This window comes from Celeribacter sp. HF31, from assembly GCF_011806455.1.
Lineage (GTDB): Bacteria > Pseudomonadota > Alphaproteobacteria > Rhodobacterales > Rhodobacteraceae > Celeribacter.
Genome location: NZ_JAATOT010000003.1, coordinates 488,475 through 513,431, shown reverse-complemented (window position 1 = coordinate 513,431; position 24,957 = coordinate 488,475). Strand labels below are relative to the sequence as shown.

General features: G+C 59.0%; 27 protein-coding genes. 13 read left to right on the top strand and 14 right to left on the bottom strand.

Annotated features, from left to right (window positions below; genetic code table 11):
* The first annotated feature begins 50 nt into the window (after positions 1 to 50).
* Genes rbfA through HCZ23_RS08780 form a run of 3 tightly spaced genes read left to right on the top strand, consistent with a single transcriptional unit; the run spans position 51 to position 1,927 of the window.
* On the top strand, positions 51 to 473 hold the full coding sequence (gene rbfA, locus HCZ23_RS08790) for a 30S ribosome-binding factor RbfA (protein ID WP_167601346.1): 423 nt from the start codon (positions 51 to 53) through the stop codon (positions 471 to 473).
* Positions 473 to 1,381 carry a tRNA pseudouridine(55) synthase TruB gene (gene truB, locus HCZ23_RS08785; protein WP_167601345.1) on the top strand — a complete coding sequence of 303 codons (909 nt, stop codon included), beginning with the start codon at positions 473 to 475 and terminating at the stop codon, positions 1,379 to 1,381. The genes rbfA and truB overlap by 1 nt, the downstream gene beginning before the upstream one ends.
* Positions 1,382 to 1,420: 39 nt before the next feature.
* Complete coding sequence (locus HCZ23_RS08780) at positions 1,421 to 1,927, top strand: DUF1643 domain-containing protein (protein WP_167601344.1); 507 nt, start codon at positions 1,421 to 1,423, stop codon at positions 1,925 to 1,927.
* Positions 1,928 to 1,942: 15 nt separating this feature from the next.
* Here HCZ23_RS08780 and HCZ23_RS18310 read toward each other — a convergent pair whose 3' ends face one another.
* Entirely contained in the window at positions 1,943 to 3,115 is a 1,173-nt protein-coding gene (locus HCZ23_RS18310) for a hypothetical protein (RefSeq protein WP_167601343.1), read from the bottom strand.
* A gap of 178 nt (positions 3,116 to 3,293) precedes the next feature.
* Between HCZ23_RS18310 and HCZ23_RS08770 the strand changes: the two genes are divergently transcribed.
* Together HCZ23_RS08770 and rpsO are read left to right on the top strand one after the other, a co-directional pair.
* Complete coding sequence (locus HCZ23_RS08770) at positions 3,294 to 3,590, top strand: DUF5665 domain-containing protein (protein ID WP_167601342.1); 297 nt, start codon at positions 3,294 to 3,296, stop codon at positions 3,588 to 3,590.
* Positions 3,591 to 3,742: 152 nt separating this feature from the next.
* The gene (rpsO, locus tag HCZ23_RS08765; protein WP_167601341.1) at positions 3,743 to 4,012 is read left to right on the top strand and encodes a 30S ribosomal protein S15; all 270 of its coding nucleotides are present in this window, start codon (positions 3,743 to 3,745) and stop codon (positions 4,010 to 4,012) included.
* Positions 4,013 to 4,115: 103 nt separating this feature from the next.
* Here rpsO and HCZ23_RS08760 read toward each other — a convergent pair whose 3' ends face one another.
* A complete protein-coding gene (locus HCZ23_RS08760; RefSeq protein WP_254870016.1) occupies positions 4,116 to 4,796 on the bottom strand; it encodes a Crp/Fnr family transcriptional regulator in 681 nt (226 codons plus the stop codon).
* A gap of 183 nt (positions 4,797 to 4,979) precedes the next feature.
* Between HCZ23_RS08760 and HCZ23_RS08755 the strand changes: the two genes are divergently transcribed.
* The gene (locus HCZ23_RS08755) at positions 4,980 to 5,315 is read left to right on the top strand and encodes a hypothetical protein (protein WP_167601339.1); all 336 of its coding nucleotides are present in this window, start codon (positions 4,980 to 4,982) and stop codon (positions 5,313 to 5,315) included.
* Here the strand turns inward: HCZ23_RS08755 and HCZ23_RS08750 are convergent.
* Positions 5,306 to 6,073, bottom strand: coding sequence for an SGNH/GDSL hydrolase family protein (locus HCZ23_RS08750; protein WP_167601338.1), 768 nt, complete (start codon positions 6,071 to 6,073; stop codon positions 5,306 to 5,308). The genes HCZ23_RS08755 and HCZ23_RS08750 overlap by 10 nt on opposite strands.
* 276 nt (positions 6,074 to 6,349) lie before the next feature.
* On the opposite strand from HCZ23_RS08750, the gene putP reads away from it, so the two are divergent.
* Both putP and pnp read left to right on the top strand, forming a co-directional pair.
* Positions 6,350 to 7,825 carry a sodium/proline symporter PutP gene (putP, locus tag HCZ23_RS08745; protein WP_167601337.1) on the top strand — a complete coding sequence of 492 codons (1,476 nt, stop codon included), beginning with the start codon at positions 6,350 to 6,352 and terminating at the stop codon, positions 7,823 to 7,825.
* A 241-nt stretch (positions 7,826 to 8,066) separates the two neighbouring features.
* On the top strand, positions 8,067 to 10,199 hold the full coding sequence (gene pnp, locus HCZ23_RS08740; RefSeq protein WP_167601336.1) for a polyribonucleotide nucleotidyltransferase: 2,133 nt from the start codon (positions 8,067 to 8,069) through the stop codon (positions 10,197 to 10,199).
* A 77-nt stretch (positions 10,200 to 10,276) separates the two neighbouring features.
* Here pnp and HCZ23_RS08735 read toward each other — a convergent pair whose 3' ends face one another.
* From HCZ23_RS08735 to HCZ23_RS08720, 4 genes are all read right to left on the bottom strand, one after another.
* Positions 10,277 to 11,170, bottom strand: a complete 894-nt coding sequence (locus tag HCZ23_RS08735; RefSeq protein WP_167601335.1) for a glycosyltransferase family 92 protein — start codon at positions 11,168 to 11,170, stop codon at positions 10,277 to 10,279.
* Between the two features lie 82 nt (positions 11,171 to 11,252).
* A complete protein-coding gene (locus tag HCZ23_RS08730; RefSeq protein WP_167601334.1) occupies positions 11,253 to 11,900 on the bottom strand; it encodes a peroxiredoxin in 648 nt (215 codons plus the stop codon).
* 216 nt (positions 11,901 to 12,116) lie between these two features.
* Entirely contained in the window at positions 12,117 to 12,764 is a 648-nt protein-coding gene (locus tag HCZ23_RS08725) for an RluA family pseudouridine synthase (RefSeq protein WP_167601333.1), read from the bottom strand.
* 12 nt (positions 12,765 to 12,776) lie between these two features.
* The gene (locus HCZ23_RS08720; protein WP_167601332.1) at positions 12,777 to 13,238 is read right to left on the bottom strand and encodes a GAF domain-containing protein; all 462 of its coding nucleotides are present in this window, start codon (positions 13,236 to 13,238) and stop codon (positions 12,777 to 12,779) included.
* Between the two features lie 143 nt (positions 13,239 to 13,381).
* Between HCZ23_RS08720 and HCZ23_RS08715 the strand changes: the two genes are divergently transcribed.
* Together HCZ23_RS08715 and HCZ23_RS08710 are read left to right on the top strand one after the other, a co-directional pair.
* Positions 13,382 to 13,726 (top strand): STAS domain-containing protein, encoded by a 345-nt coding sequence (locus HCZ23_RS08715; RefSeq protein WP_167601331.1) that lies wholly within the window; start codon positions 13,382 to 13,384, stop codon positions 13,724 to 13,726.
* A 58-nt stretch (positions 13,727 to 13,784) separates the two neighbouring features.
* Positions 13,785 to 14,207, top strand: a complete 423-nt coding sequence (locus HCZ23_RS08710; protein WP_254870015.1) for an ATP-binding protein — start codon at positions 13,785 to 13,787, stop codon at positions 14,205 to 14,207.
* Between the two features lie 99 nt (positions 14,208 to 14,306).
* On the opposite strand, the gene hspQ is transcribed toward HCZ23_RS08710, so the two are convergent.
* Entirely contained in the window at positions 14,307 to 14,633 is a 327-nt protein-coding gene (hspQ, locus tag HCZ23_RS08705; RefSeq protein ID WP_167601329.1) for a heat shock protein HspQ, read from the bottom strand.
* 85 nt (positions 14,634 to 14,718) lie between these two features.
* Here hspQ and HCZ23_RS08700 point away from each other — a divergent pair, with 85 nt between their 5' ends.
* Both HCZ23_RS08700 and HCZ23_RS08695 read left to right on the top strand, forming a co-directional pair.
* The gene (locus tag HCZ23_RS08700) at positions 14,719 to 15,600 is read left to right on the top strand and encodes an AEC family transporter (protein WP_167601328.1); all 882 of its coding nucleotides are present in this window, start codon (positions 14,719 to 14,721) and stop codon (positions 15,598 to 15,600) included.
* Between the two features lie 84 nt (positions 15,601 to 15,684).
* Positions 15,685 to 16,266, top strand: coding sequence for a lytic transglycosylase (locus HCZ23_RS08695; protein ID WP_167601327.1), 582 nt, complete (start codon positions 15,685 to 15,687; stop codon positions 16,264 to 16,266).
* An 8-nt stretch (positions 16,267 to 16,274) separates the two neighbouring features.
* Here the strand turns inward: HCZ23_RS08695 and HCZ23_RS08690 are convergent, their stop codons facing one another.
* The 4 genes from HCZ23_RS08690 to HCZ23_RS08675 form a co-directional block, all read right to left on the bottom strand.
* On the bottom strand, positions 16,275 to 16,889 hold the full coding sequence (locus tag HCZ23_RS08690; RefSeq protein ID WP_167601326.1) for an outer membrane lipoprotein carrier protein LolA: 615 nt from the start codon (positions 16,887 to 16,889) through the stop codon (positions 16,275 to 16,277).
* A 93-nt stretch (positions 16,890 to 16,982) separates the two neighbouring features.
* Complete coding sequence (locus HCZ23_RS08685; RefSeq protein WP_167601325.1) at positions 16,983 to 19,985, bottom strand: DNA translocase FtsK; 3,003 nt, start codon at positions 19,983 to 19,985, stop codon at positions 16,983 to 16,985.
* A gap of 14 nt (positions 19,986 to 19,999) precedes the next feature.
* Complete coding sequence (locus HCZ23_RS08680; protein WP_167601324.1) at positions 20,000 to 21,181, bottom strand: aminotransferase class I/II-fold pyridoxal phosphate-dependent enzyme; 1,182 nt, start codon at positions 21,179 to 21,181, stop codon at positions 20,000 to 20,002.
* A 129-nt stretch (positions 21,182 to 21,310) separates the two neighbouring features.
* Positions 21,311 to 22,639 carry an amidase gene (locus tag HCZ23_RS08675; RefSeq protein ID WP_167601323.1) on the bottom strand — a complete coding sequence of 443 codons (1,329 nt, stop codon included), beginning with the start codon at positions 22,637 to 22,639 and terminating at the stop codon, positions 21,311 to 21,313.
* A 94-nt stretch (positions 22,640 to 22,733) separates the two neighbouring features.
* On the opposite strand from HCZ23_RS08675, the gene HCZ23_RS08670 reads away from it, so the two are divergent.
* Positions 22,734 to 23,969: an FAD-dependent monooxygenase gene (locus HCZ23_RS08670; RefSeq protein WP_217703145.1), complete on the top strand. Its 1,236-nt coding sequence runs from the start codon at positions 22,734 to 22,736 to the stop codon at positions 23,967 to 23,969.
* A 128-nt stretch (positions 23,970 to 24,097) separates the two neighbouring features.
* On the opposite strand, the gene HCZ23_RS08665 is transcribed toward HCZ23_RS08670, so the two are convergent.
* Together HCZ23_RS08665 and HCZ23_RS08660 are read right to left on the bottom strand one after the other, a co-directional pair.
* The gene (locus tag HCZ23_RS08665; protein WP_167601322.1) at positions 24,098 to 24,301 is read right to left on the bottom strand and encodes a Trm112 family protein; all 204 of its coding nucleotides are present in this window, start codon (positions 24,299 to 24,301) and stop codon (positions 24,098 to 24,100) included.
* Entirely contained in the window at positions 24,301 to 24,948 is a 648-nt protein-coding gene (locus tag HCZ23_RS08660) for an LON peptidase substrate-binding domain-containing protein (RefSeq protein WP_167601321.1), read from the bottom strand. The genes HCZ23_RS08665 and HCZ23_RS08660 overlap by 1 nt, the downstream gene beginning before the upstream one ends.
* Between the last annotated feature and the right edge of the window lie 9 nt (positions 24,949 to 24,957).

The following is a 24,957-nucleotide window of genomic DNA, read 5'->3' as shown; positions in this document are numbered from 1 at the left end:
TTTGGCAAAGCCCGCTTGCATGGCGCGCGGTTCGGGCTTATCTGGCCTTTATGGCAAAACGTTCTCATTCCAGCGGCCCCGGCGGGTCCCATCGCACCCTTCGCGTCGGCGAGGCCATTCGGCGTCGTCTGTCGGAGATTCTCACCCGTGGCGAAATTCACGACCCCGATCTCACCGCGATGTCGATCACGGTGGGCGAGGTGCGCGTGAGCCCGGATTTGCGGGTGGCGACGGCGTTCATCCTGCCTCTGGGCGGCAAGGATGCCGAAGAGGCGCTTGAGGCGCTGCGGCGCAACAAAGGCGAGATCCGGCATCAGATGGGCAAGGCGCTTGGCATCAAGCACACGCCCGAGATGCGATTTGCGCTGGATGACACCTTTGACCGGATGGACGCGACGCGGCGCATGTTTGCCGACGAACGCGTGCAACGCGATCTGCACAAAGACGACACAGACAGCGACGAGGAAGAGTAATGGCCCGACGCAAGAAGGGGCGCGCGGTTCACGGCTGGTTGGTTGTGGACAAGCCCGCTGGCATGACCTCGACCTCTGTTGTCAACAAGGTGCGCTGGGCGTTTGACGCGCAAAAAGCCGGCCATGCTGGTACGCTCGATCCCGATGCGACGGGGGTCTTGGCCGTGGCTTTGGGCGAGGCGACGAAGACCGTGCCCTACATCACCGAAGCGTTGAAATGTTACCGTTTTTCCGTGCGTTTTGGGCAGGCGACGAACACCGATGACGCCGAGGGCGAAGTAATCGCCGAAAGTGAGGCGCGCCCGACGGATGCGCAGATCCTCGACGCTCTGGCGCAATTCGAAGGCGACATCATGCAGGTGCCGCCGAAGTTTTCCGCCGTGAAAATCGACGGGCAGCGCGCCTATAAACTCGCCCGCGACGACGAAGACTTCGAAATCGCCGCACGTCCGCTTTATGTGGACGAGTTGAAATTCCATGAGCGCGTTGATGAGGATCACGCGATTTTGGAAATGGTCTGCGGCAAGGGTGGCTATGTGCGCTCGATCGCCCGCGATCTGGGCGACGCGCTTGGATGCTACGGCCATGTCGAGTGGCTGCGACGGGAATGGTCCGGGCCGTGGGATGTCGATGAGGGCGTGTCGCTGTCCAAGATCGAAGAGTTTGCCAAGAGCGAAGAGATCGACCAATTCCTGCGCCCTGTCGAAGAGGGGCTGGCCGATCTCGATGAGGTGGTGTGCACACCCGAAGGTGCGACGCGGCTTAGAAACGGCAATCCCGGCATGGTCTACCCGGCAGATGGCGTGGACTATGGCGATGAGGTTTGGGCCTCCTTCGAGGGCAAACCTGTGGCCGTGGGTCAATATAAAGGCGGCGAATTGCATCCCTCTCGGGTGTTCAATCTTTGATCGCTTGATTTGTCTCCCCGGAGCGGCCATTCAGAGCGCATGATCACACGCACGCATACCAAGGGCGACGCGCCCTCGACCGCCGTTTATTCCGATTGCGAACGCTACCGTTATTCTCTGGTGCGGACCTGGGACCCGGAAGGGCGCAAGGCGTTTTTCGTCATGCTGAATCCATCGACCGCCACCGAAGTGCAGAACGATCCCACTGTGGAACGCTGTGAACGCCGCGCCCGCGCGCTTGGGTTCGGGTCGTTTTGTGTGACCAATATTTTCGCCTGGCGCGACACCGATCCGAAGAAAATGCGGGCCGCAAGCGATCCGGTCGGACCGGAAAACGATCAGGCCATTGGCGACTGGGCCCAATGGGCGGATCAGATCATCTGCGCCTGGGGCACCCATGGTGCGCATCTGGATCGCGGCGCGCAGGTGGAACGGCTTTTGCGGGCCACGGGGCGGGACCTGTATCACCTTGGCCTATCAAAGGCCGGACATCCCAAACACCCGCTTTACATCGCCTATACCCAACAGCCGGAGCTGTGGACCTGATCCGCCGAAACGTGATCAACCAGATAGCGCGGTGGGGCTCACCTCGACCACGACATCATCAAGCGTGACATCCGGCGACCCGTATAGCACCGCCACGATGTCGCCGTTGACAATCACCTGGCTCGACAGTCCATCGTCGGTTTGGCTGACCTCTACATCGAGCGTGCCGTCAAAGCTGTCGCTCGGATCGAGGGTCACACGCAGCATATCCTCGCCCTCGGCAAAATCGGTGATCTCCGCATGGCCGACATCGGCGTTTGCGTCGTAGTAGAGCCAGAATTCATCCGCGCCCGCACCGCCCGAAGCCGTGTCTTCGGCATCCATCAGAAGCGAGTCATCACCATCGCCACCATAGAGCGTATCGGCACCCGCATCGCCGGACAGCACATAGGAAGAACCGGTGTCATTGCCGGCATAGATCGTATCATTGCCCTCGCCGCCCGACAGGATCGCAGTGCCGTCGCCGCCAAAGATCATGTCGTCGCCCGCGCCCGCATTCACGATCGCGGCATCGTCGCCCGTGGCAATCGCATCATTCCCGGCACCGCCCGTCACGATATTCAGCGTGCCTTCGGTCTCAATCGTCGGCAGGCCGTATTCATCCAGCGTCAGGCTGGCATCTGTGCCGCCCTGCATCGGATCGTCCGGCAGGATAAAAGTCTCGCCCTCGTCAGACAGGGTATATTCCGCCGTCTCCCCGGTCAGCGCACCGGTCGACGCGGTGTCCTCCTCTTCCGGGTCTAGCACATTGTCATCTGCATTGCCCTCTGGGCCGGGCTCATCGGGAATGTCCGGATCGTTCACGCTGAGAACGTCATCCTCCGGGCTGCCGTCAGGGCCCGCTTCATCCGGAATATCCGGGTCATTCGGCTCAATCGCACCGAAATCACCCAATTCGCTCAAAGCGTACAGCGTTGTTTCCCCACTCTCGGAGTCGGTGATTTCGACGGAAATGTCGCCAACAGGCAAAGCATCATGGCCAAGGAAGGATAGGATCGTTTCGTCCTCGTCGGTGATATAGGACAGGCTTGTTCCGATCTCATCGCCATTCTCATCCAACAGCGGTTCGACGACGAATTCACCCATGCCGCCATCATCGAGTGTCAGGGTGACGTGGTCTTCTTCTGCCACGAAATCGGCAAAGAGTGTCTCGCCAGAGCCCAGCGCGACGGCATAATCGTCGCCCACAACATTCGCTTACACCCTCACACAGAACAAACCCCGCACAGAGCATAGACCATTACGTTGTAAATGAAAGAAAAATATACAAAAAAGTCAATCTAAACAGCTGTTAACAAAGGTTAATTTTCATTTCGCAAAGATTTCGGGTAAACATGGTACAAGCGACCGCAACAAAGGGCAGGACATGTCAGACGAGAAAGAGATTTTATCTCAGGATATCAAAGACCTGAGAGATGAGTTAGAGCGGTTGAACAATCACCGCTTTATTCGGGTTTACAATTCCAGTTTGCGCATGATGTGGTTTCAGTTCCTTCGCGGGCTCGCTTTTGGCTTTGGATCTGTCGTCGGCGCGTCGATCGTGGTGTCAATCGTCGGCTTTATCCTCAACCAGATGGAGGTCGTGCCGATCATCGGGGATTGGGCGAAACAAGTGGCTGGCGAAATTCTCAGCGAAACCCAACGCGTTGAAACCGGGCAGTGAAGCCACAGCGAGGAAAAAGCTTTCTTTTCACAGAGAATCCGGCTAAACGCGCGCATCCCCGACCCGTACAGGTCGCGGGACACTCTCCAAGGGCCCTGCTGGACGACATCCCGGCTTGTGCCATAACCCATTACTCTCGAAAGGAGACCCCGATGTCGATCACTGCTGAAGAGAAAAGCCGCCTGATCAAGGAATTCGCCACCAAAGAAGGTGACACCGGTTCCCCCGAAGTTCAGGTCGCAATTCTGACCTCGCGCATTTCCACGCTCACCGAGCACTTCAAAACCCACAAAAAAGACAACCACGGTCGCCGTGGCCTTTTGATGATGGTGGCTCAGCGTCGTAAGCTTCTCGACTACCTCAAAGGCAAAGACGAAGCCCGTTACCTCGACCTGATCAAACGTCTCGGTATCCGTCGCTAAGACGAAACCACCTCCGAAGCCCCGGCCACAGCGACTGTTGCGGCGGGGATACGGATCGGAACAGGAAAAGGCCCTCTTCGGAGGGTCTTTTTCATATCCGCTCTCATATCAGCGGGCGTTGTTCCATCTCCTCGACCTCCATCATGGCGCTGTTTTCCAGCTTTTCGCGATCGAGAATCGTGAGCGCTCCATTGGACCAATCGGCCACCTTGCGCGACCGCAGCTGGCTTAGCGTTTTGTTGGTATGCACCAGAGACAGCCCCAAAGCATCCGCAAGATCCTGCTGACGGAACGGCAAGGCGACGCTGTTGCCCTTCGTCAGACCGCGGTGATCCAGCCGATCATAGAGTTTCAGGAGTGCCCAGGCCACGCGTTCCATCCCGGTGCGCTGGCCGACGGTGGCAAGGCTCTGCCCCAAAAACGCCTCCTCGGAGGCCGCAAGCCACACCAAATCATAGGCCCGCGACGGATGAGATTGGAACAAACGCCACAGGTCCTGGCGTTGAAAGGTACAGAGCACCATCGGCGTTGTGGTCTCGACGGAATGCCCGGCCTCGCCCATGACGCCCGCCTGAAGACCGATGAAATCCCCGGGCATGAGGAAATTGATCACCTGCCGCCGTCCATTTTCGAGTGTCTTGTAACGCACGCCCATACCGCTCAACACGGTATAAAGATGTGGTGTTTTTGCACCCTCCATCTGGATCGTCGTTTTCTCATCGACACTCAACTCACCGCTTTTGAACCCCTCCATGAAGGACAATTCCTGCGCCGAGAAAGGCATAAAGCAGTCTTTCTTGCGCAGAGGGCAATTTTTACAACTTGTCGTCATTCTTCGCACTCCACTATGTCATAGTTTAATTCGCGAAGACGCCATTTGGTTCATTCTTGGGAATAATTTCCTGATACGGACCTTCCAGACATGTTCGGCAAAAATGCTCCTCCCCCGCCGCCAAGCGCGGTTTTTTTGATCCTTTGCGACGAATGGAACCTGGGGGAGAGCTTGCGGCTGGCGCTCCTGAGCGTCATGCCGGAGGCCTCGATCCTCTGGGCGACCACGCCCGGCGAGGCGCTCAAGGAACTCACCAAACTGACGCATGTGACCGCCGCCTTCCTTACCCTGCCCGCCTCGGAGGTCAACGCAGGCTCATTGGGCCACAGGCTTGAACAACGCGGCGCACGCATCGTGATCTGGGGCACAAACCCGGCACAGGCCATGCCGCCCTTTGAAACGCTGAGCTGGCCGCAGGACATCGGCGCGCTCAAGCTGTTTCTGAGCCAAGCCCCGAAAGATCAGTCGTAGGCCTGAATGATCTGCGCCAGCTTCTGTCCGATGATCCGGGAGGCTTTGCGAGAGGGGTGGATCATGTCCACCCCGTGAAACGACCGGTCCCCAGTTGGCACAAGATCCGAGACATCGAGGAAATACACCCCGTCCAGCTCCGTCGCCATGCGCGACAGCCGAACCTCGAAGTCGTCACCCAACGCGCGGCAGGCGTCGATCACAGAATCGACGCCCGGGGAGCGCAGATAGCCGAGATAAATCACCCGCGCGCCGGTTTTGCGAATGTCGCGCACCAGCTTGGGAATCTCCCCCCTCATCCCGTTTTGCGAAATCATCCGCGCCATCTTGCGATCGCAGGCGCCGCAGCCACAGCCCAGCCAAAGATCGTTGCCGCCGCCGTTGAGCACCACCCAATCCACCTCGTCACCGCGATATTGCTTGGAGATTTTCATCCCCATCGCGCCGGTGATCGGCAGGCCATAGATGATCCGCGCACCGCCGATGGCGCGGTTTTCGACCGGCTCCCCAAGAGTGTCGGACAGTGCGTCGGCAATGGAATTTCTAGAGACGGAATGCCAGGCGATCATCGAATCCCCCAGCGCCAGAATGCGCGCGCTGCGCAGTGGCGCCGGTTGGCTTTGCGGCGCAGCTCTGGAGGCGATCTCATTGCCAGCGGCATCAGCAGACAGGCCCACCGGGATCAGCAGAACAAGGCACGCCACAAAGGCAAGGATCGGGTTTACGGTCGAGGAACGTCTCAGTCGGTCATAGAACATGGATGGCGCACTCTGCCCTTGGCATCATAAAGATTCGTCGGCCCACCCAGACGTATCGGCACATTGCCACAAGCCGCCGCAAGATGAAAACCGAAAACACGCCAAAATGCGGCATGATCAAATATCCCAATGTTCTTCCTTCGTCTGCGATCATCACGCAGAAAAATGACCAAAGGATGATCGAACGTCCTTATTTCTTTGAAGTGCTAGTCTTTTCTTGTTTCGACATTAGACATCTGCATGTTTCCCCTCAGAAATCCAACAAGGGGAAAAACTATGGAATTGGGAGTCTGGATCAGCCTGATCCTCTATTTCGCGCTGATGCTTGCCATCGGCTTTTACGCATGGCGCAAATCCACAGATACGGCCGAAGGCTATGTCCTCGGCGGGCGCAATCTGCACCCGGCTGTCGCGGCCCTGTCCGCCGGCGCCTCCGACATGAGCGGCTGGCTTTTGCTCGGCCTGCCCGGCGCACTTTATGCTTCCGGTTTGGTCAACGCCTGGATCGGCATCGGCCTCTTCGTCGGCGCCCTGATCAACTGGATCGTCGTCGCACCGCGCCTTCGTGAACAGACCCAGCGCTATGACAACAGCCTGACCATCCCGGAATTTCTATCGAACCGCTTCCCAAGCGCAGCTATCACCCTGCGCGTCGTCTCCGCCCTGATCATCGTGCTGTTCTTCGCGGTCTACACGGCCTCCGGACTCGTCGGCGGCGGCAAGTTGTTCGCCTCGGCTTTTGACGGCTCTTACATGACCGGCGTGATCCTCACCCTGGGCGTGGTTCTGATCTACACAGTCTTCGGCGGGTTCCTCGCCGTGTCCCTCACCGACTTCGTGCAGGGCTGTATCATGATGTTCGCCTTGATCATCATGCCGATCGTGATCCTCACCACCGGTCAGGGCAACGGCGTCGAACAGGCTGCCGAACGGCTCGCGACCAATGTCGACCCGAACTACCTGTCGATGACCCACGGGCTGACCGTGATCGGCTTTCTGTCCACCGTGGCTTGGGGCCTCGGCTATTTCGGCCAGCCGCACATCATCGTGCGCTTCATGGCCGTCCGCACTGTGAAAGAGGTTGGCACCGCCCGCAACATCGCGATGCTCTGGATGGCAATCTCTCTCATCGGCGCCATCGGTGTCGGCGTCTTTGGCCGCACCTACATGGAGCGCAATGGTCTGACGCTTGAGGATCCGGAAACGATCTTCATCGTTCTGGCCGAGTTGTTGTTCCACCCGCTCGTCACCGGCTTTCTCTTCGCCGCCCTTCTGGCCGCGATCATGTCCACCGTATCCTCGCAGCTTCTGGTGTCTTCCTCGTCCCTGACCGAAGATTTCTACAAAGTCTTCTTCCGCCGCGAAGCCTCGGATCAGGAACTGGTCAATGTGGGCCGGATCAGCGTGGCTCTCGTCGGCATCGTCGCGATCCTTATCGCCTCCAATCAAGACAGCTCCGTGCTGGGCCTCGTGTCCAACGCCTGGGCCGGGTTCGGCGCCGCTTTCGGGCCTTTGATGATCTTTTCCCTGACGTGGAAACGCATGACCGGCGCGGGTGCCGTGGCGGGTCTGATCGTGGGGGCCGGCACTGTGGCACTATGGATCTACTCCGGCCTGAGCCAAAGCTTCATGGGCGAAGGCCTCTATGAGATCATTCCGGGCTTTGTGGCCTCTGCCATCGCCATTGTCGTGGTCAGCCTGCTCACCAAGGACAAAGGCGAATTCCGCGCGCTGGAAACACCGGCTGAGTGATCGGCCCACAAATCCATGACGAATGCGAACGGGCGGCCATGTGTCGCCCGTTTTCCTATGTTTCAGGCACAACTCGCGACTTGGCGCAGAGCGCATTTTCCTGTATGCGGGCCCCATCTGAGACGTAACGCAAAGACCCCGGCGTTGTGAAAGTAAGATATGGGGTCGGCGGCAATGGGGCCGCCACGCAAAACGGGAGACCCGAGAGGGCTCGGGAGTGCTCCCAAACAGGATACGCTGAATGTTCAACGAAGTGAAAAAATCGATCCAGTGGGGCGAAGAAACCCTCACTCTGGAAACGGGCAAGGTTGCCCGTCAGGCCGATGGCACCGTCATCGCCACCCTTGGTGAAACCTCCGTGATGGCCAACGTCACATTCGCCAAGCAACAAAAGCCGGGGCAGGACTTCTTCCCGCTGACCGTGCACTACCAAGAGAAATACTACGCCGCCGGTAAAATCCCGGGTGGCTTCTTCAAACGCGAGGCCCGTCCGACGGAAAAAGAGACGCTCACCGCGCGTCTGATCGACCGTCCGATCCGCCCGCTCTTCGTCCCCGGCTTCAAAAACGAAGTTCTGGTGATGTGTACTGTTCTGTCGCACGACCTGGTCAACGACCCGGACATCGTGGCGATGATCGCGGCTTCCGCCGCTCTGACCATTTCCGGCGCACCCTTCATGGGTCCGATCGCTGGCGCCCGCGTGGGCTTCGAGGATGGCGAATACATTCTGAACCCGACCGTGGACGACATGGACCAGCTGCGCAACAACCCGGACCAGCGTCTGGACCTCGTTGTCGCCGGCACCAAAGACGCCGTGATGATGGTGGAATCCGAGGCTTACGAACTGTCCGAGGACGAAATGCTCGGCGCTGTGACCTTTGCGCATGAGCAAATCCAGCCGGTCATCGACCTGATCATCGATCTGGCAGAAGAGTCCGCGAAAGAGCCCTTCGACTTCGCCGCACCGGATTATTCCGAACTCTACAACGTGGTGAAAGCCGCGGGCGAAGCCTCGATGAAAGAGGCCTATTCGATCCTCGACAAGCAAGAGCGCGTGGCCGCCGTTGCTGCCGCCAAGGACGCGATCAAAGCCGGTCTCACCGAAGAGCAGCTTGAAGACGAGAACCTCGGTTCCGCGCTCAAGAAACTCGAATCCACCGTGCTGCGCTCGACCGTCGTGAAAGAAGGCAAGCGCATCGACGGCCGTGCCCTCGATCAGGTGCGTCCGATCGTTTGCGAAACCGGCCTTCTGCCGCGGACTCACGGCTCCGCCCTGTTCACCCGCGGTGAAACGCAGGGCCTCGTGGTGACCACGCTCGGCACCGGCGACGATGAGCAGATCATCGACGCGCTGCATGGCAACTTCCGCTCCAACTTCCTGCTGCACTACAACTTCCCGCCGTACTCGGTCGGTGAAGTCGGTCGTGTCGGCTCGCCGGGGCGTCGTGAAATCGGTCACGGCAAACTGGCATGGCGCGCCCTTCAGGCCGTTCTGCCCGCCGCCACCGACTTCCCCTACACGATCCGCGTGGTCTCCGAGATCACCGAATCGAATGGCTCCTCCTCGATGGCGTCCGTCTGCGGTGGCTCCTTGTCGATGATGGACGCTGGCGTGCCGCTCAAAGCCGCTGTGGCCGGTGTGGCCATGGGTCTGGTGTTGGAAGACGATGGCGAATTCGCGATCCTGACCGACATTCTTGGCGACGAGGATCACCTCGGCGACATGGACTTTAAAGTCGCAGGCACCGAGAACGGCATCACGTCCCTGCAAATGGACATCAAGGTCGCTGGCATCACGCCCGAGATCATGAAGCAAGCTCTGGCTCAGGCCAAAGCGGGCCGGATGCACATCCTCGGCGAGATGAACAAAGCGCTTTCGGGTGCTGGCGAATTCTCCGCCCACGCGCCGCGCATCGAGACCATGCAGATCCCGACCGACAAGATCCGTGAAGTGATCGGCTCTGGCGGCAAAGTGATCCGCGAGATCGTCGAGACCTCCGGCGCGAAAGTCGACATCAATGACGAAGGCATCATCAAAATCGCCTCCGCCAATGGTGAAGCGATCCAGAAAGCCTACGACATGATCCACTCCATCGTGGCCGAGCCGGAAGAAGGCATGGTCTACAAAGGCAAGGTCGTGAAACTGGTCGATTTCGGCGCTTTCGTGAACTTCTTTGGCAAGCGTGACGGTCTGGTGCACGTGTCTCAGATCGAGAACCGTCGCCTGAACCACCCGTCTGACGTCCTGAAAGAAGGTCAGGAAGTTTACGTCAAACTTCTGGGCTTCGACGACCGTGGCAAGGTGCGCCTTGGCATGAAAATGGTCGACCAGGAGACCGGCGAAGAGGTCAAGAAAGAGGAAGAAGCCGAGTAATCGGCTTTCCCTTTCGAGAAATAGAAAAGCCCCGCTTTTGGCGGGGCTTTTTAAGTATTTGGGCTACAATGAAGAATTTAGCCCTGCGCGAACCACCGTTTCGCGGCGAGATCCTCAACACTTTCCGCCTCGATCTGATCGACCTTGCGCATCACGCGGCGGAGGTGGTCGTTCGCGTCTTGAGTCATGTTTGACCCGCGCGTGATCTTGGCCATCAACTCCGCGTTCGAGCGGGTGTAATAGTGGTTGAGCTGGATGTGATCTGCCGAATAGAAGCCCGGCTTTTTACGATCCGAAGCGGAGGCCTTTTCGCCCCTGTCATTCACGCTCGCGGTTGAGCCATCCGTCTCGATGGCATGCACTTTCATCGCAGTGACGTGGCAGGGGTCCACGATCATCTTGAAATTGCACATGCCTTTGAGAGGGCTCATCGGGTTCGGGTGACGGCGGGTGTAATTGGCAACGATACCGCCCTCTGGCGCGTCCTCATAGCCGTTGCGTCCGAACATGTGCCACGGGAGCGAAATGTTTACCGCGCGGTCCAAATGCGTCAGACAGTCGAGCAGGGTCTCGCCAGATTTCGGCACCAGGAATTCATCCACATCAATGAAGGCCATCCAGCGAAACTGATCGCCGAAATTCGCCACCGCATGGGCGTAGGCCAACACTTGGTTGTGAATTTCCGCGCCCGAATTCCCATCGCGCAGCTTTTGGGTCCAAGGGATCACGGTCACATTCTGGACGCCAACGGCGGCCACGATCTGCACCAAGCTGCCATCGGTCGAGCCGTTGTCGTAAACATAGAAATGCCGCACCCCGGCTTTCTGATGAAACCGTGCCCATTCGCCGATATGGGCCTCTTCATCGCGGACAATCAGAACAATCGCGAGGCCTTCGCGGTCGGGCTGTGCCTTTGGCGGATCGAGTGCGATACGTGAAATGGATTTGGTGCGGCGCAGTGCTGAAAACATAAAAAACCCCTGTTCACGAGTACCATAGGAAAGATCGGCACAGGCGAACAGGGGCGATTTCAATGGCTTTTGACCGAAACGCTTACGCTTTCACGAAACGCAGGTACGGCAGCTTGATGTCCACGTCGCCGAATTTCTCTTTGGCTTCGTCATCGGACAGAGACAGGGCCGCGATCACGTCCTGACCAATGGTCCAGTTCGCGGGTGTCGCAAGCGGCGCGCCGTAGGTTTTTTGCAGACCATCAAGGGCACGCAGCACCTCGGCAAAGTTCCGGCCCACGGACATCGGATAGGTCATGATGAGCTGAACTTTTTTGTCCGGGGAGATGATGAACACCGAGCGCACAGAGGCGGAATCAGCCGCCGTGCGGCCATCCGGCAGGTAGGCCTCAGCGGGCAGCATGTCGAAGGCTTTGGACACGGCCAGATCGGTGTCGGCGATGATCGGGAAACCGGCCTTGGCGTTGGCGAACCCTTCGATGTCGGATTTCCACTGCACGTGCTCGTCGGCGCCATCAACGGAGAGACCGATCACTTTCGTGCCGCGCTTTTCCCATTCCTCGGCAAGCTGAGCCACGGCACCGAATTCGGTGGTGCAGACCGGCGTGAAATCTTTCGGGTGGGAGAACAGGATCGCCCAGCTGTCCCCAATCCAGTCATGGAAGGTGATCTCACCCTGATCGGTCATGGCGGTAAAGTTCGGAACGATGTCGTTGATACGAAGACCCATGGTCAACTCCTCTATAAGTGCGTGGTTCACAAAATTAGATACATTCTAAATTTGTAATTTCCACCCCGGATATGGAAACCGCGACACATTTACTCGGGTTTATTCAAAACGTTTCTCAAAAAACTTGAGGCACTCAATTTTTGAAAAACGCAGCAAGATCAATTCAGTGTCGCAACGTGTTTCGCTCAATCTGATTCAGATTAAACGAAAAACGTTTCAAAACGGACATTTTGCCGTAAAAGACAGCCCCGCGCCGCCATCCGGGTGCCGGAACCGTAGCTGTTCTGCGTGCAACATCAAGCGCGGAGCGTCCCGCGCCTCGCCCGTCGCATAAAACGGATCGCCCATGATCGGATGCCCAAGCGCCAGCATATGCACCCGCAACTGGTGCGAGCGGCCTGTCTTGGGCATCAACCGCACCCGCGTTTGATTGTCCTGATACCGCACCACGCGCCAATCGGTGACGGCGGGTTTGCCCGTCTCGTGACAGACCATCTGTTTCGGACGGTTCGGCCAATCGACGATCAGCGGCAAATCCACCGTGCCGGTCTTTTCCGCGATATGACCGTAGACCCAGGCGACATAGGTTTTCTTGGTCTGCCGTTTTTCGAACTGAAGCCCGATGTGGCGCTGCGCATGGGGCGTCAGAGCAAAGACCATGACACCAGAGGTATCCCGATCCAGCCGATGGATCAGCAAAGCCTCCGGGAAGGCCGTCTGAATACGCGACATCAGGCAATCGGCGAGATGCTCGCCCTTGCCCGGCACGGACAAAAGCCCCGACGGCTTGTTCACCACAAGGATCTCATGGTCCATGTGGAGCACATCCAGAGGGTCTTGCGGGGGATTGTAATCGTCACTCATGACAGGCGCCTATCATGCCCGGCTCACCTTGGCAAAAACCCGATTGAGAATAAGGGTCAATTGCTCGGCATCTTCCTGGGTGAAAGCCGCCGGGAGGTCGCTGTCGAGATCGAAGACCCCCAACAGCTCGCCTTTTGCGTTTTGCACAGGCAGAACCAATTCCGAGCGAGTCGAGGAGGCACAGGCGATATGCCCCTCAAAGGCCTCGACATCCGGCACGAGTTGCACCGCGCGCGTCCGCGCACAGGCACCGCAAACACCGCGTGAAAACGGGATCACAAGACAGCCATGGCCACCTTGGTAAGGTCCTATTTTCAAGAGGTTTTCTTCGACAACCCGGTAGAACCCAGTCCAATGGAACCGATCATCAGACTGGTGCACCTCGCAGGCCAAGGTTGCCATCAACGCCACCTCATCGGTCTCTCCCGCACAAAGCGCCTCAAGGCGCGCAGACAACCCCGCATAGTCGGTCATATTTTTCTCCATTTTCCTGTTGGCGCAAACCCATTGGTAAGATTTCACCCCTAGGATCAAGCCCAATACAGCGCCTTTTCCACTTTCCGGAGAGTCCGTCGAAGGTTCAGATGCAGGCGCTTCGCAGGAAAAAGGTACGGCATATGAAACTGACACATCAGGACTTTGATGACGTGCGCGTGGTTTGCGTCGGTGAAAACCGAATTGACGCCGCCTGTGCCATCCAGTTCAAAGACGAAATGCGCGCGCTGAGCGACAGTGGTCCTGCCCGCATTCTTCTCGATCTGCAAAATGTCGAATTTCTGGACAGTTCCGGACTTGGCGCTGTGGTCGCCGCACTGAAGGCCGTGCGTCATGGTCAGCGTCTGGAACTCGCCGCGCTGCACCCTACTGTGCAACGTGTCTTTCACCTGACCCGCATGGACACGGTTTTCACCATCCACACCAGCGTGGCAACAGCTGTCGAGGGAATTGCGAATGCGTCCTGAGGGAAATCTCGCCCACCAGAATTCCTGGGAGGTTTGCCCCCAACCGAAAGAACATGAATTGAGACTCATCCTGCCAGCGACGGATGCCGCGGTACGACGCGGACTTCAAACCATCAAGCACGGGCTTGAACCGAACGGTCTGGCCGCCGACGAAGTTGCAAGCCTTGAAATTGTCTTGGCCGAAATCCTGAATAACATTGTTGAACATGCCTATGCCGACCATCCTGAGGGCCTGATCGACATCCGTCTGTCGCAAGCGGACGATGGATTGCATTTCTTGATTTCCGACAGAGGCAACATGATGCCCGGCGGCGAGCCTCCGCTTGGGTTGCAAGCCAATCTGAATTGCGACATCGCCGATCTGCCTGAGGGGGGATTTGGCTGGTTCTTGATCCGCGAATTGGCGCATGAATTGCGCTACGCCCATGTCGACGGAGAAAACAAACTGAGCTTTCGCATGGCCATTGGTCAGAAACGCTAGGCGCCTGACGCGAGGTTGCGGCCCGGACTTTCCGGACTTTGAAGACTATGCAGCATAAAAACCGCCCTGCCTTTTCGGGGCAAACTTTGGGCCAACGGCTTAGTTGAGCTGAAAGTGCAGCGGGTAAGATCCATCGCAAAACGGACCGAACAGATCCGAAAGATCGGGATGATCCACCGGCACGCCAGAATAATCTGCGACGAGATTTTGCTCAGACACATAAGCCACGTAGTAGCTTTGGTCATTTTCAGCCAAAAGATGATAAAAAGGCTGATCCTTATCGGGTCTCACATCCTCCGGAATGGCGGCGTACCATTCGTCCGTATTGGAAAAAATCGCATCCACATCGAAGACAACACCGCGAAAGCTGTGTTTTCTGTGGCGCACAACTTGGCCCAGATGATATTTCGCACGTGTTTTCATCATAACATTGCAACCCCTATACTTGGTTAGTAGACCCTAAAAACGGCGCCTGTCCACGGGGGACGGCCAAAGAAATGGGAAACAGTCTGTGAACCTCATTTTGACAGTCCTAGAAATCGTGACCCCGGTTTTCCTTTTGGCGCTCATCGGATTCACCTGGGTCAAGACCGGCCACGAGTACCGTTTGGAGTTCGTCACCAAGCTGACCATGACGCTGTCCGTGCCCGCGCTGATCTTCACAGCCCTGGTCAAAGCCGACATCGACCCCGCCGCCCTGACCGCCCTGTCGATGGCCTCCATCGCGGCCTATGGCGGCGTCACCATCGCCGCGTGGATTGCTGTCAAAGCCTTGAAACTCGACACCCGCACCTATCTGGCGCCGCTGATTTTCGGCAACACCGGCAACCTCGGCCTGCCACTTGCGCTCTTTGCCTTCGGCGAAGCGGGGTTGAGCTATGCGGTCGTGGTCTTTGCCGCCATGGCGCTTTGGTCCTTCACCTTCGGCATCTATGTCACGGCAGGGCGTGGTTCGCTTGGCAAAGCCTTCAAAGAACCGCTTGTCTGGGCCACGGCTCTCGGCGCCCTGTTCCTGTGGCAAGGCTGGACCCTGCCGCGCGTGGCGATGAACACGCTTGAAATGCTGGGCCAGATCGCCATCCCGCTCATGCTCATCACCTTGGGCGTCGCGGTGGCGCGTCTGCACCCCAGAGGCCTTGGGCGAGCCACGCTCATTTCGCTGGGAAAAGTCGTGCTCTGCGCGGGCATCGCCGCCTTGGCCGGGATGTATTTCGACCTCGCCCCCGTGCCCTTCGCCGTGCTTGTGGTGCAAATCGCCACGCCTGTGGCCGTCACTTCCTACATGCTCGCAGAAAAATATGGCGCGGACTCCGACTCCGTCGCCGCCCTCGTGGTTTCCTCGACGCTTTTGTCCGTGCTGTATCTGCCGTTGCTCTTGGCCTTGGTGATCTGAGCCCCAAGTCGTTCACAGGAATGCCATTTCACAGCCCGGTGAAATTCGCTATGATTGCGAAAAAGTAAAGAGCGAGAGGCAGGTATGAGCAGAGGTCTTCGCGCATTGGGGTTTTGTCTTTTGGTCGCGGCTTGTGGCGGGAATTATTCCGCGCCGCGCGATCTCGACAATGCATGCGCAATCGTATCCGAACGCCCGAGATATCATCGGGCCATGAAACGCACCGAACGCAAATGGGGCGTTCCGGTCTATGTTCAGATGGCGACATTCTATCAGGAAAGCAAATTCATCGGTGACGCGCGCACGCCCTACCGCTTTGTTTTGGATGTGATCCCGATGGGCCGCCAAAGCTCGGCTTACGGCTACGCCCAGGCGCTCGATGCCACCTGGGACGAGTACCGCGATGAGGAAGGCGGGCGTGGCGCGAAACGCGACCGGATCGAAGACGCCACCGATTTCATGGGCTGGTATATGGACAAATCCTATGAGGCCCTCGGCATTTCCAAGGCCGATGCCCGCGCGCAATACCTCGCCTATCACGAGGGGCGCACGGGCTATGCGCGCGGCTCCTATAATGCCAAACCGTGGTTGTTGCGTGTGTCCTCTCAGGTTGCCGCACGCTCTGACACCTATCGGGATCAGCTTTTGGCCTGCGGCAAACTCTGAGAAACACTTTAGTCGAGCGGCGTCCCGCGCCGGTCGGCTTCTGCACGGATGTTGAATTCGCGATCCGACACAGAGCCACCCAGCGACATCTTGGTCAACTGCACGGTGGTCGAGCCGCCGCCCTCATCGTGAATGACCCAGGCCTTGAGCACAGGCGTGGCGCTAAAAATCAGGTCGATATAGCCGTATTCGGGATTGTCGGGATCCTGCGCCCGCACAATCGTGTCGCCATTTTCTTCGCGATGCGACACGACCATCTTGGCGGCATTCAAATCCACATTGCGCTTGAGAATCACAGACAGCGGGGTTTGCGACAGCGGAAAGCGCTGCGGCGGCTCATTCGAGCCCGGATCGAACACCCCGACCTGGCCACCAGACACCAGCACAAGCGCATCATTGCCGGAGCCGTAATCAAGACGCATCCGGCCGGGACGTTTGATCGTCACCTGGCCATTGGAACGTGATCCATCGTCGTTGGTTTGGACAAAATCCGCCTGAACCGTGCCGAGGCTGTTCAGATAATTGGAGAGTGTAGAGAGGGACAGCTTTTCAGCCGCCGCAGGAGCGACGGTCGACAAAGCAATCAGGGCGGCGGGCGCGAGCGCGGTCAGAAATCGTTTCATGGCGTAGATATACGTCAGATTTTCAATCCTGCCACATCTCTCTTTTTCACAAGAGAGCGACAGGCGTGTGAACGCCTATCGCAGGTGCCGAACTTACTGTTCCGGCACCAAAATTTCGCGTTTGCCAACGTGGTTCGCGGCCGAAACGACACCCTCGTCCTCCATCTGCTCCACCAGACGCGCGGCCTTGTTGTAGCCGATCGCCAGTTTGCGCTGGATGTAGGAGGTCGAACATTTGCGGTCCTTGATCACGATAGCCACCGCCTGATCGTAGAGCGCATCTTCGCCATTGGTGTTGCCACCGGTCGAGAGCCCCAGAACCGCGTCGATATCCGCTTCCTTGTCGGACTCCGGCCCCTCGACCACGCCGCCGACATAATCGGGCGGACCGTAGGCCTTAAGGTAAGACACGATTTTCTCGACCTCTTCATCGGACACGAAAGGCGCGTGGCAGCGTTGGATTTTCCCACCGCCCGCCATGTAGAGCATGTCGCCCATGCCCAAAAGCTGTTCGGCGCCTTGTTCGCCCAGAATGGTGCGACTGTCGATTTTCGAGGTCACCTGGAAGGAAATCCGGGTCGGGAAGTTGGCCTTGATGGTGCCGGTGATGACGTCCACGGAGGGCCGCTGTGTCGCCATGATGAGGTGAATGCCCGAGGCCCGCGCCATCTGTGCCAGACGCTGGATACAGGCCTCGATCTCCTTGCCCGCGACCATCATCAGGTCGGCCATCTCGTCGACGATCACCACGATGAAGGGCAGTTTTTCCGGCTGGAATTCCTCGGTCTCGAAAATCGGATCGCCGGTCTCGTCGTCAAAGCCGGTCTGCACGGTGCGGGAGAACATCTCGCCCTTGTCGAGCGCTTCCTTCACCCGGCCGTTGTAACCGTCGATGTTCCGCACGCCCATTTTGGACATTTTGCGGTAGCGATCTTCCATCTCGGCGACGACCCATTTCAGCGCCACAACGGCCTTTTTCGGGTCGGTCACAACCGGACTCAACAGGTGCGGAATGCCATCATAGACGGAGAGTTCCAGCATCTTCGGGTCGATCATGATCAGACGGCAATCTTCCGGCGTCAGACGGTACAAGAGCGACAGGATCATCGTGTTGATCGCCACGGATTTCCCGGAACCGGTGGTCCCCGCGATCAAAAGGTGCGGCATCTTCGCGAGGTTGGTGACGACCGGATCGCCACCGATGTCTTTACCCAAGGCCAGCGGCAGTGACAGCTTGCCATCGCCATAATCCCGGGTCGAGAGGATCTCGCGGAAGGACACCATTTCGCGGTGGTCATTCGGCAATTCGATCCCGATCACGGAGCGGCCCGGCACGGTCGAGACACGCGCGGACAGCGCCGACATAGACCGCGCGATGTCATCGGCCAGACCGATCACACGTGAGGCCTTGAGACCCGGCGCGGGTTCCAACTCGTACATGGTTACGACAGGGCCCGGACGCACAGAGACGATCTCGCCCTTGACGCCATAGTCATCCAGCACGCTTTCCAGCATCCGCGCGTTTTCTTCCAAGGCCTCATCGGACAGAGTGTGACGCACGATGTTGGTCGGGTTCTCCAAGAGAGACAGCGGCGGCGTCTCGTATTCGGCCTCTCTGGGGTCGAATTTCAACGAAGGCTGCGCCTCTGCCTGCGCCTGTTTCGACGGTGCGACCGGTTTGCGCACCGGGTGCTGCACCACGCGTTTTTGCTCCGGCACAGCAGGGGCGGCAGGTTCATAACGCGCCGGCTGCGGATCGACATACTCCGGCGTTTCCAAGGCATCCTCGACGAAACCCTCGTCCTCATAGGATGCGACATAGCCCGCGTCGGCATACTCCGCGTCAGCAAAACCTGCGTCATACTCGGCGTAATAGGCAACCTCAGGCACCTCTTCATAGCCATGGGACTCGGCATAAGTCTCAGCATAGGACTCCTGCGCCGCGGGCGCCGCAACCGGGGTCGCCGTGGCGTGCTGATCAAAGATGATCGGCGCCGGACCTTTGCGATACTTCTGCGCTGCCTTCTGCACCGCGGTCAAAGGCGGTTCCACACGGCTGTTGCCCGTCATCCCCCCACGCGGCACGGAACGGGCACGGGCACTGATGGCCGAAGAAATTTTCGAGCGGATGCGATCATCCTGCCCCGGCCCCATATCCACATCGGGCGCCAGATCGGGTTCGATCAACTCGGGCTCCAGATCTTCGGGCGCAGTGCGTTTCAAAAGACCCGGCATCTTGGACAGAAGCGACGGTTTTTGGTCGACCTCCATCGGCGGGGTCTCGATCACCGGCTGTTCCGCACGGATCACACGCCCCGCGACACGCGGCTCGGCCTGCGCCATTTGCGCCTCGAACGCGGCCTGTTGTTCGGCCAGCATCTGACGTTCGGCACGGCGTTCTTCGCGACGGGTTGCGGCACTGCGGGCCATCTGTTGCCCCATGACGACGGAGCTCCGCGCACCACGGCCCAAAAGATGCAGCGCCAGCGCATAAAGCGACACCACACCAACCAGCAGGAAACGCCAGGCCAGCTTCAGCTCAGCAACGGTCACACCAAGCGCGAAGAGCCCCAAGGCCAGCGCACCGAAGAAGGACAGAAGCGCCAGAACCTTGAGGCTGAAGGCGGCGCCAAAGGGCAAAATCTGGATCAAGGCGGCCAGCACAGTGTCGCCAAACAGACCGCCAAAGCTTTGCGGCGCGGTGGAGGCGTGCGTCGAGGCATAGATCGCGGCCACGGCAATGGCGATCGGCACGAAAACGGCACGAGACAGGGCGCGTTCGGCCCCGCGATGCAAAACGAAACGCAGGCCCCAAGCCGCAAACCCCAGAACAAATCCCCAGGACGCCACCCCCACGATGATCATCAAAGGCGAAGCCACGGAGGCGCCGAGACGGCCCAGGATGTTATGCACAGGCGCTTCGGTGGCGGACAGCCAGCTCGGATCCTCAGGCACATAAGAGCCCAACATCAGCGCGATCAGGAACCCAACGGCCAAAAGCCCGAGACCGATAAGTTCTCGCCCGCGACGCTCCAAAAGCGCCTGGGTGTTTCTGTCGAAAAGCGGGTCGCGACCGCGCGCCTGATAGGATGCCATGCCTGCCTCTTACCTTAACCGTACAAACAGTCGCGAAGCCGGATGAGCCCGCGCTGTGTTTCTTCTTTTGGGGCCACGAGTGCGACCCGGATGTAATTCTTGCCGGGGTTGTCCCCGTTCACGTCCCGCGACAGATAGGTGCCGGGCAAGACCCGCACGCCGGTTTCCGTCCAAAGTTTCATCGCGGCCTCTTCGCCATCATTGACCGGCAGCCAGAGGAAGAACCCCGCCTGTGGGGCCTCCGCGCCTTGAATGCCGGAAAACACCTCATCGGCGATCTCGAATTTCTCGACATAGAGTTTGCGCGAGGCAATGACGTGGTCCTCGTCGGCCCAGACCCGCGCCGACACCGCTTGGATCGGATTGGGCAGAGGCGCGCCGCCGTAGGCACGAAGCTGACGAATATAGCCCATGCTTTTGGGACCAGAGGCCACAAAACCAGAGCGCAGCCCCGGAAGGTTCGAGCGTTTCGACAGCGAATGGAAAATCACCACACGCTCCGGGTCCGCCCCCATCTCTTGCGCCACTTGAAGCGCGCTAACGGGCGGCTCGCCCCGGTAAATCTCGGAATAGCATTCGTCGGAGAACACTTTGAAATCGTGCTTTTCGGCCAGGGCGATCAAGTCGTGCAAATACTCCCGCGTCGCAATCGCGCCCTGCGGGTTCGAGGGGCTGCAAATATAGGCAATCGTCGTGCGATCCAGCACCTCGGTCGGCAGACCGGCGTAATCCGGCAAAAACCCGTTGTCGCGCGTGGCCGGCACAAAGACCGGCTCAGCACCAATGGTGACGGCGGAGACGGCATAGACCTGATAGAACGGGTTGGGCGTCAAAACGACCGGCTGTTTGCCGCGCTTCGTCTCGGGGCAGAGCGCAAGACAGGCGTTCATCAACCCCTCGCGCGTGCCGTTCACCGCCATGATGTCGGTTTCGGGCGTGACCGTCACATTGAACCGCCGCTTGAGCCAGCCTGCGATCTCAGACAGGAGCACCTCTGTGCCATAATTGCTCGGATATTTCGCGAATTCCGCGACATGTTCAGCCAGGACGTCACCCACGAAAGGCGGCATCGCATGGCGCGGCTCGCCGATGGTCATATGCATGACCTCACCCCCCGGCGCATGGGCGTCGAGAAGGGTGCGCAAACGCGGGAACGCATATTCCGGCAGGTTGGAAAACCGCTCAGGGAACGTCATGAAACTGCTACTGCCTCTGTTTTTCCGGATCTTTTTGCCCGGGTGTTTGAGATCAAGATAACCGGCACGACCGATTTGGTCCAGAGAAAGACGTCCTTGACAGCGGCACGCTCGCAGAAGTTGTGACTTTTAGGACAAAGCCTTTTCCACCGCTGCGCCCAGTCGCAACAGCGCCGCCTCGGTCATCGGCGGCGTTTGCAGCAAGAGGCCACAAGACGGCACGCCAGTCGGAAGCGTCAGGGCCGTCAGCCCCATGAGGTTGCCGACCCGGGTGTTGCGCAGCGCCAGAAGATTCTCCGTCACGTAGTAATCAGCGTCATTCATCAATCGCTCCGCATTGGGCGGCAGGATCGGCGCGGTCGGCAGGATGACCGCATCATAGCCCGCCGTCGCGCGCAGATAGTCCCCGCGCAGATGGACGAGCTTTTTCCAGCCTGCCACAAAATCCGCGCCATTAAATGCGCCACCCGCCCGGAAACGGTCGAGAATGCGCGGATACATCAGCTCTGGTTTGGCTTCGATATAGTCACGCCACTCGGCGTAGGCTTCCGTCGTGAAGAGGATACCGGAGAGGTCCATCGCCTCGGTCACCGCCTTGATGGGCGCGCGGGTGATCTCGGCCCCCGCGTCACGCAGTTTTTCGACCGACGCCTCAAAGGCGGCCAAAGGCGCATCGCGAATGTCATCGAAAACCACGTTCTCGAGAACGAGCAGGCGCTTGCCCTTGAGTGTCGCGCCTTTGAGATCAGGCGCGGGAGAGCCATCGAGAATGGCGAAACTCTCCGCCGCATCTTCAACGGTTTTGACCAATGGCCCGACGGTATCGAAAGCGGCGGCCAACGGGACCACGCCATCAAGAGGGATACGTCCCGCCGTGGTTTTCAACCCCACAAGATCGTTCCAGGCCGACGGAATACGCACCGAACCGCCGGTGTCAGACCCGATCGCACCGGGGGCAAGCCCGAAGGCGACAGAGCCCGCAGCACCCGAGGACGACCCGCCCGAAACAGCGTCATGATCATTCACACAGGGCGTCGTCGCCGTCACCGGATTGAGACCCAGACCGGAAAACGCCAGCTCAGACATATGCGTTTTGCCCAGAGCGACGAGACCGGCATTGGACGCGCGGCGCAAGACTTTGGCATCTCGCGTCGGGATGCGGTCTTTGAGCAACGCGGTGCCCGCTTCGGTCGCGACACCTGCGGTGTCGAAGAGGTCTTTCCACGACACCGGCACGCCATCCAAGAGGCCGCGCCGCACGCCGTCCTTGGCACGCGCGTAGGCGGCTTCGGCCTCTGCCATCGCGCGATCTTCCATGAGACGGGCATAGATACGGCCGCGGAACGGATGCGTCTTTGCCATGTCCAGAAAGGCCGCCGTCAGATCACGCGGATCGATGTCGCCGGTGCCGATGGCCCGCCCCAGATCGCTCATGCTCATCTTCGTATATTCGACCATATTGCGCCCTTTCATCTGCTCGCCGCAGCGTAGCGGCGCAAGATCGCATGGACAATCCTGATTGGCGCGTCATATTTGCGGCAAGGAGACTGTCATGACCCAAAACATCACCCCCAAAAGCGATCTCATCATTGTCGGTGGCGGTTTGAACGGTCCGGCGTTGGCGCTTGCCTCCGCCAATGCGGGGCTGAACGTGACTTTGATCGACAGCCTGCCGAAAGACACGCGCACCAGTGACGTGTTTGACGGTCGTGGCTATGCGCTCTCTCTCGGCTCTCATAAGCTGTTGAAAGCCATTGGTCTTTGGGATCGCGTGAGCGTACATGCGCAACCCATTCTCGACGTGAAAGTGACGGACGGCAAACCCGGCGAAGGGCCGGCGCCCTTCATGTTGGAGTTCCGCGACGGGGAAATCGACGAAAGTCCGATGGGGTATATGGTCGAGGATCGGTTCCTGCGTCAGGCCATTCTGAACGCGCTCGACGCGCAGCCCCGGATCACGCAGGTCGAGGGGCTTGTGGTGGCGCAAGAGATCGATCTGCATGGCGCCAAGGTCACTTTGGACAGCGGCGCGGAGATCGAAGGCAAGCTGATCGTTGGCTGCGATGGGCGCAAGTCCGGCACCGCCGAACGCGCCGGGATCAAGCGCACCGGCTGGGCCTATGGGCAGACCGCGCTGGTTTGCGCGATTTCGCATGAACTGCCGCATAACGGCGCCGCACATCAGTATTTCCTGCCCTCCGGGCCTTTGGCGATCCTGCCCCTGCCGGGCAATCAAAGCTCCATCGTCTGGACCGAAAAGGACCAAATGGCCGCGTATATTCAGGCGCTGTCCGATGAGGACTATCTGGCGGTTTTGCGACCTCGGTTCGGGGATTTTCTGGGCGAGATTTCTCTTGCGGGCAAACGGTTTACCTATCCTTTGAACATCACGCTTGCGAACAGTTTCACTGCACCGCGCATCGCTCTGGTCGGGGATGCCGCGCATGGAATGCACCCGATTTCCGGGCAAGGTCTCAATGCGGGGCTGAAGGATGTCGGCGCACTGACCGAGGTTTTGGTCGAAGCGCATCGCCGCGGCGAGGACATCGGACGCGAGGACGTTTTGCAACGCTACGCGCAATGGCGGCGGTTTGATGTGGCCGCGATGGCGCTGATGACCGACAGTTTCAACAAGCTGTTTTCCAACGACAATCCGCTGCTGCGCATCGCGCGTGACATCGGCATGGGCGTGGTGAATTCGGTGACAGGCCTGCGCCGCGCGGCGATCCGCGAGGCGGCGGGGGTCAATGGAGATGTGCCGAAGCTGTTGCGGGGCGTGCCGCTTTGAGGCCCAAGCCCGACTGAGTATTTCACCTGCAATGAAGAGACCTCAGAGGCCCAGCGTCACGTCAACCTTAATCTGATTAACCTTAACGCGAAGAAAAGGGCGCGGGGATTGACCCGCGCCTCAGCACCTTAGTCTTCGAGGCTGCGCGCCTCTGAGACCAGCATGATCGGAATGCCGTTGCGGATCGGATAGGCGAGACCGGCGGTTTTCGAGATCAGTTCCTGCGCTTCCGCGTCATAGGTCAGAACCCCATGGGTCTGCGGGCAAACGAGCGCCTCCAACATGCGGCGATCAAAGGCCTGTTGCACTTGCGGGGTCGTGTCACTGCTCATCACATCATATCCTCATCAGAGCCGCCATGCAGGGCGAATTCCATGAGGGTTACCAGAGTTTCACGCCGGATGGAAAGAGAGGGCGCCTCCAAAAGTGCCTGTTTGTCTTCGGGGCTGAAAGGGCAAAGCATGGAGAGCGAATTGATCAGCAATTCGTCCTCCGCCTGACCAAGGCTGTCCCAATCGGTTTGCAGGTCTTCCTCGCAGAAATAACGTTTGAGAAGCGCCATGAAACCTGCGCGATCCAGGCGCGGATCAGCTTCCGCTGCGCCGAGGTCGTGGGAGAAGTCAGACCAATTGACCGAGAACTTGCGATAGGGACAAAAGCCGTTCACCTCTGAGATCAAGCGAAACCGCGACACGCCCGAGAGCGTGATCATGTAGCGCCCGTCTTCGGTCTCTGAAAAGGCGGTCAGACGCCCGGCACAGCCGATGTGGTTGAGCTTGCCCTCCCCTGCCCCACTCACGCCTCCACTGCGCGGCTGCACCATGCCGATGAGACGTGCGGAGGTTTTCATGCAATCTTCGATCATCTGCAGATAGCGAGGCTCGAAAATATGCAGCGGCAACCGCGCCCGGGGCAGCAAAAGCGCACCGGGCAGCGGGAAGACGGGGATCGTCTCAGGAAGGCTTGCAGCGGTCAACATACCCTATAG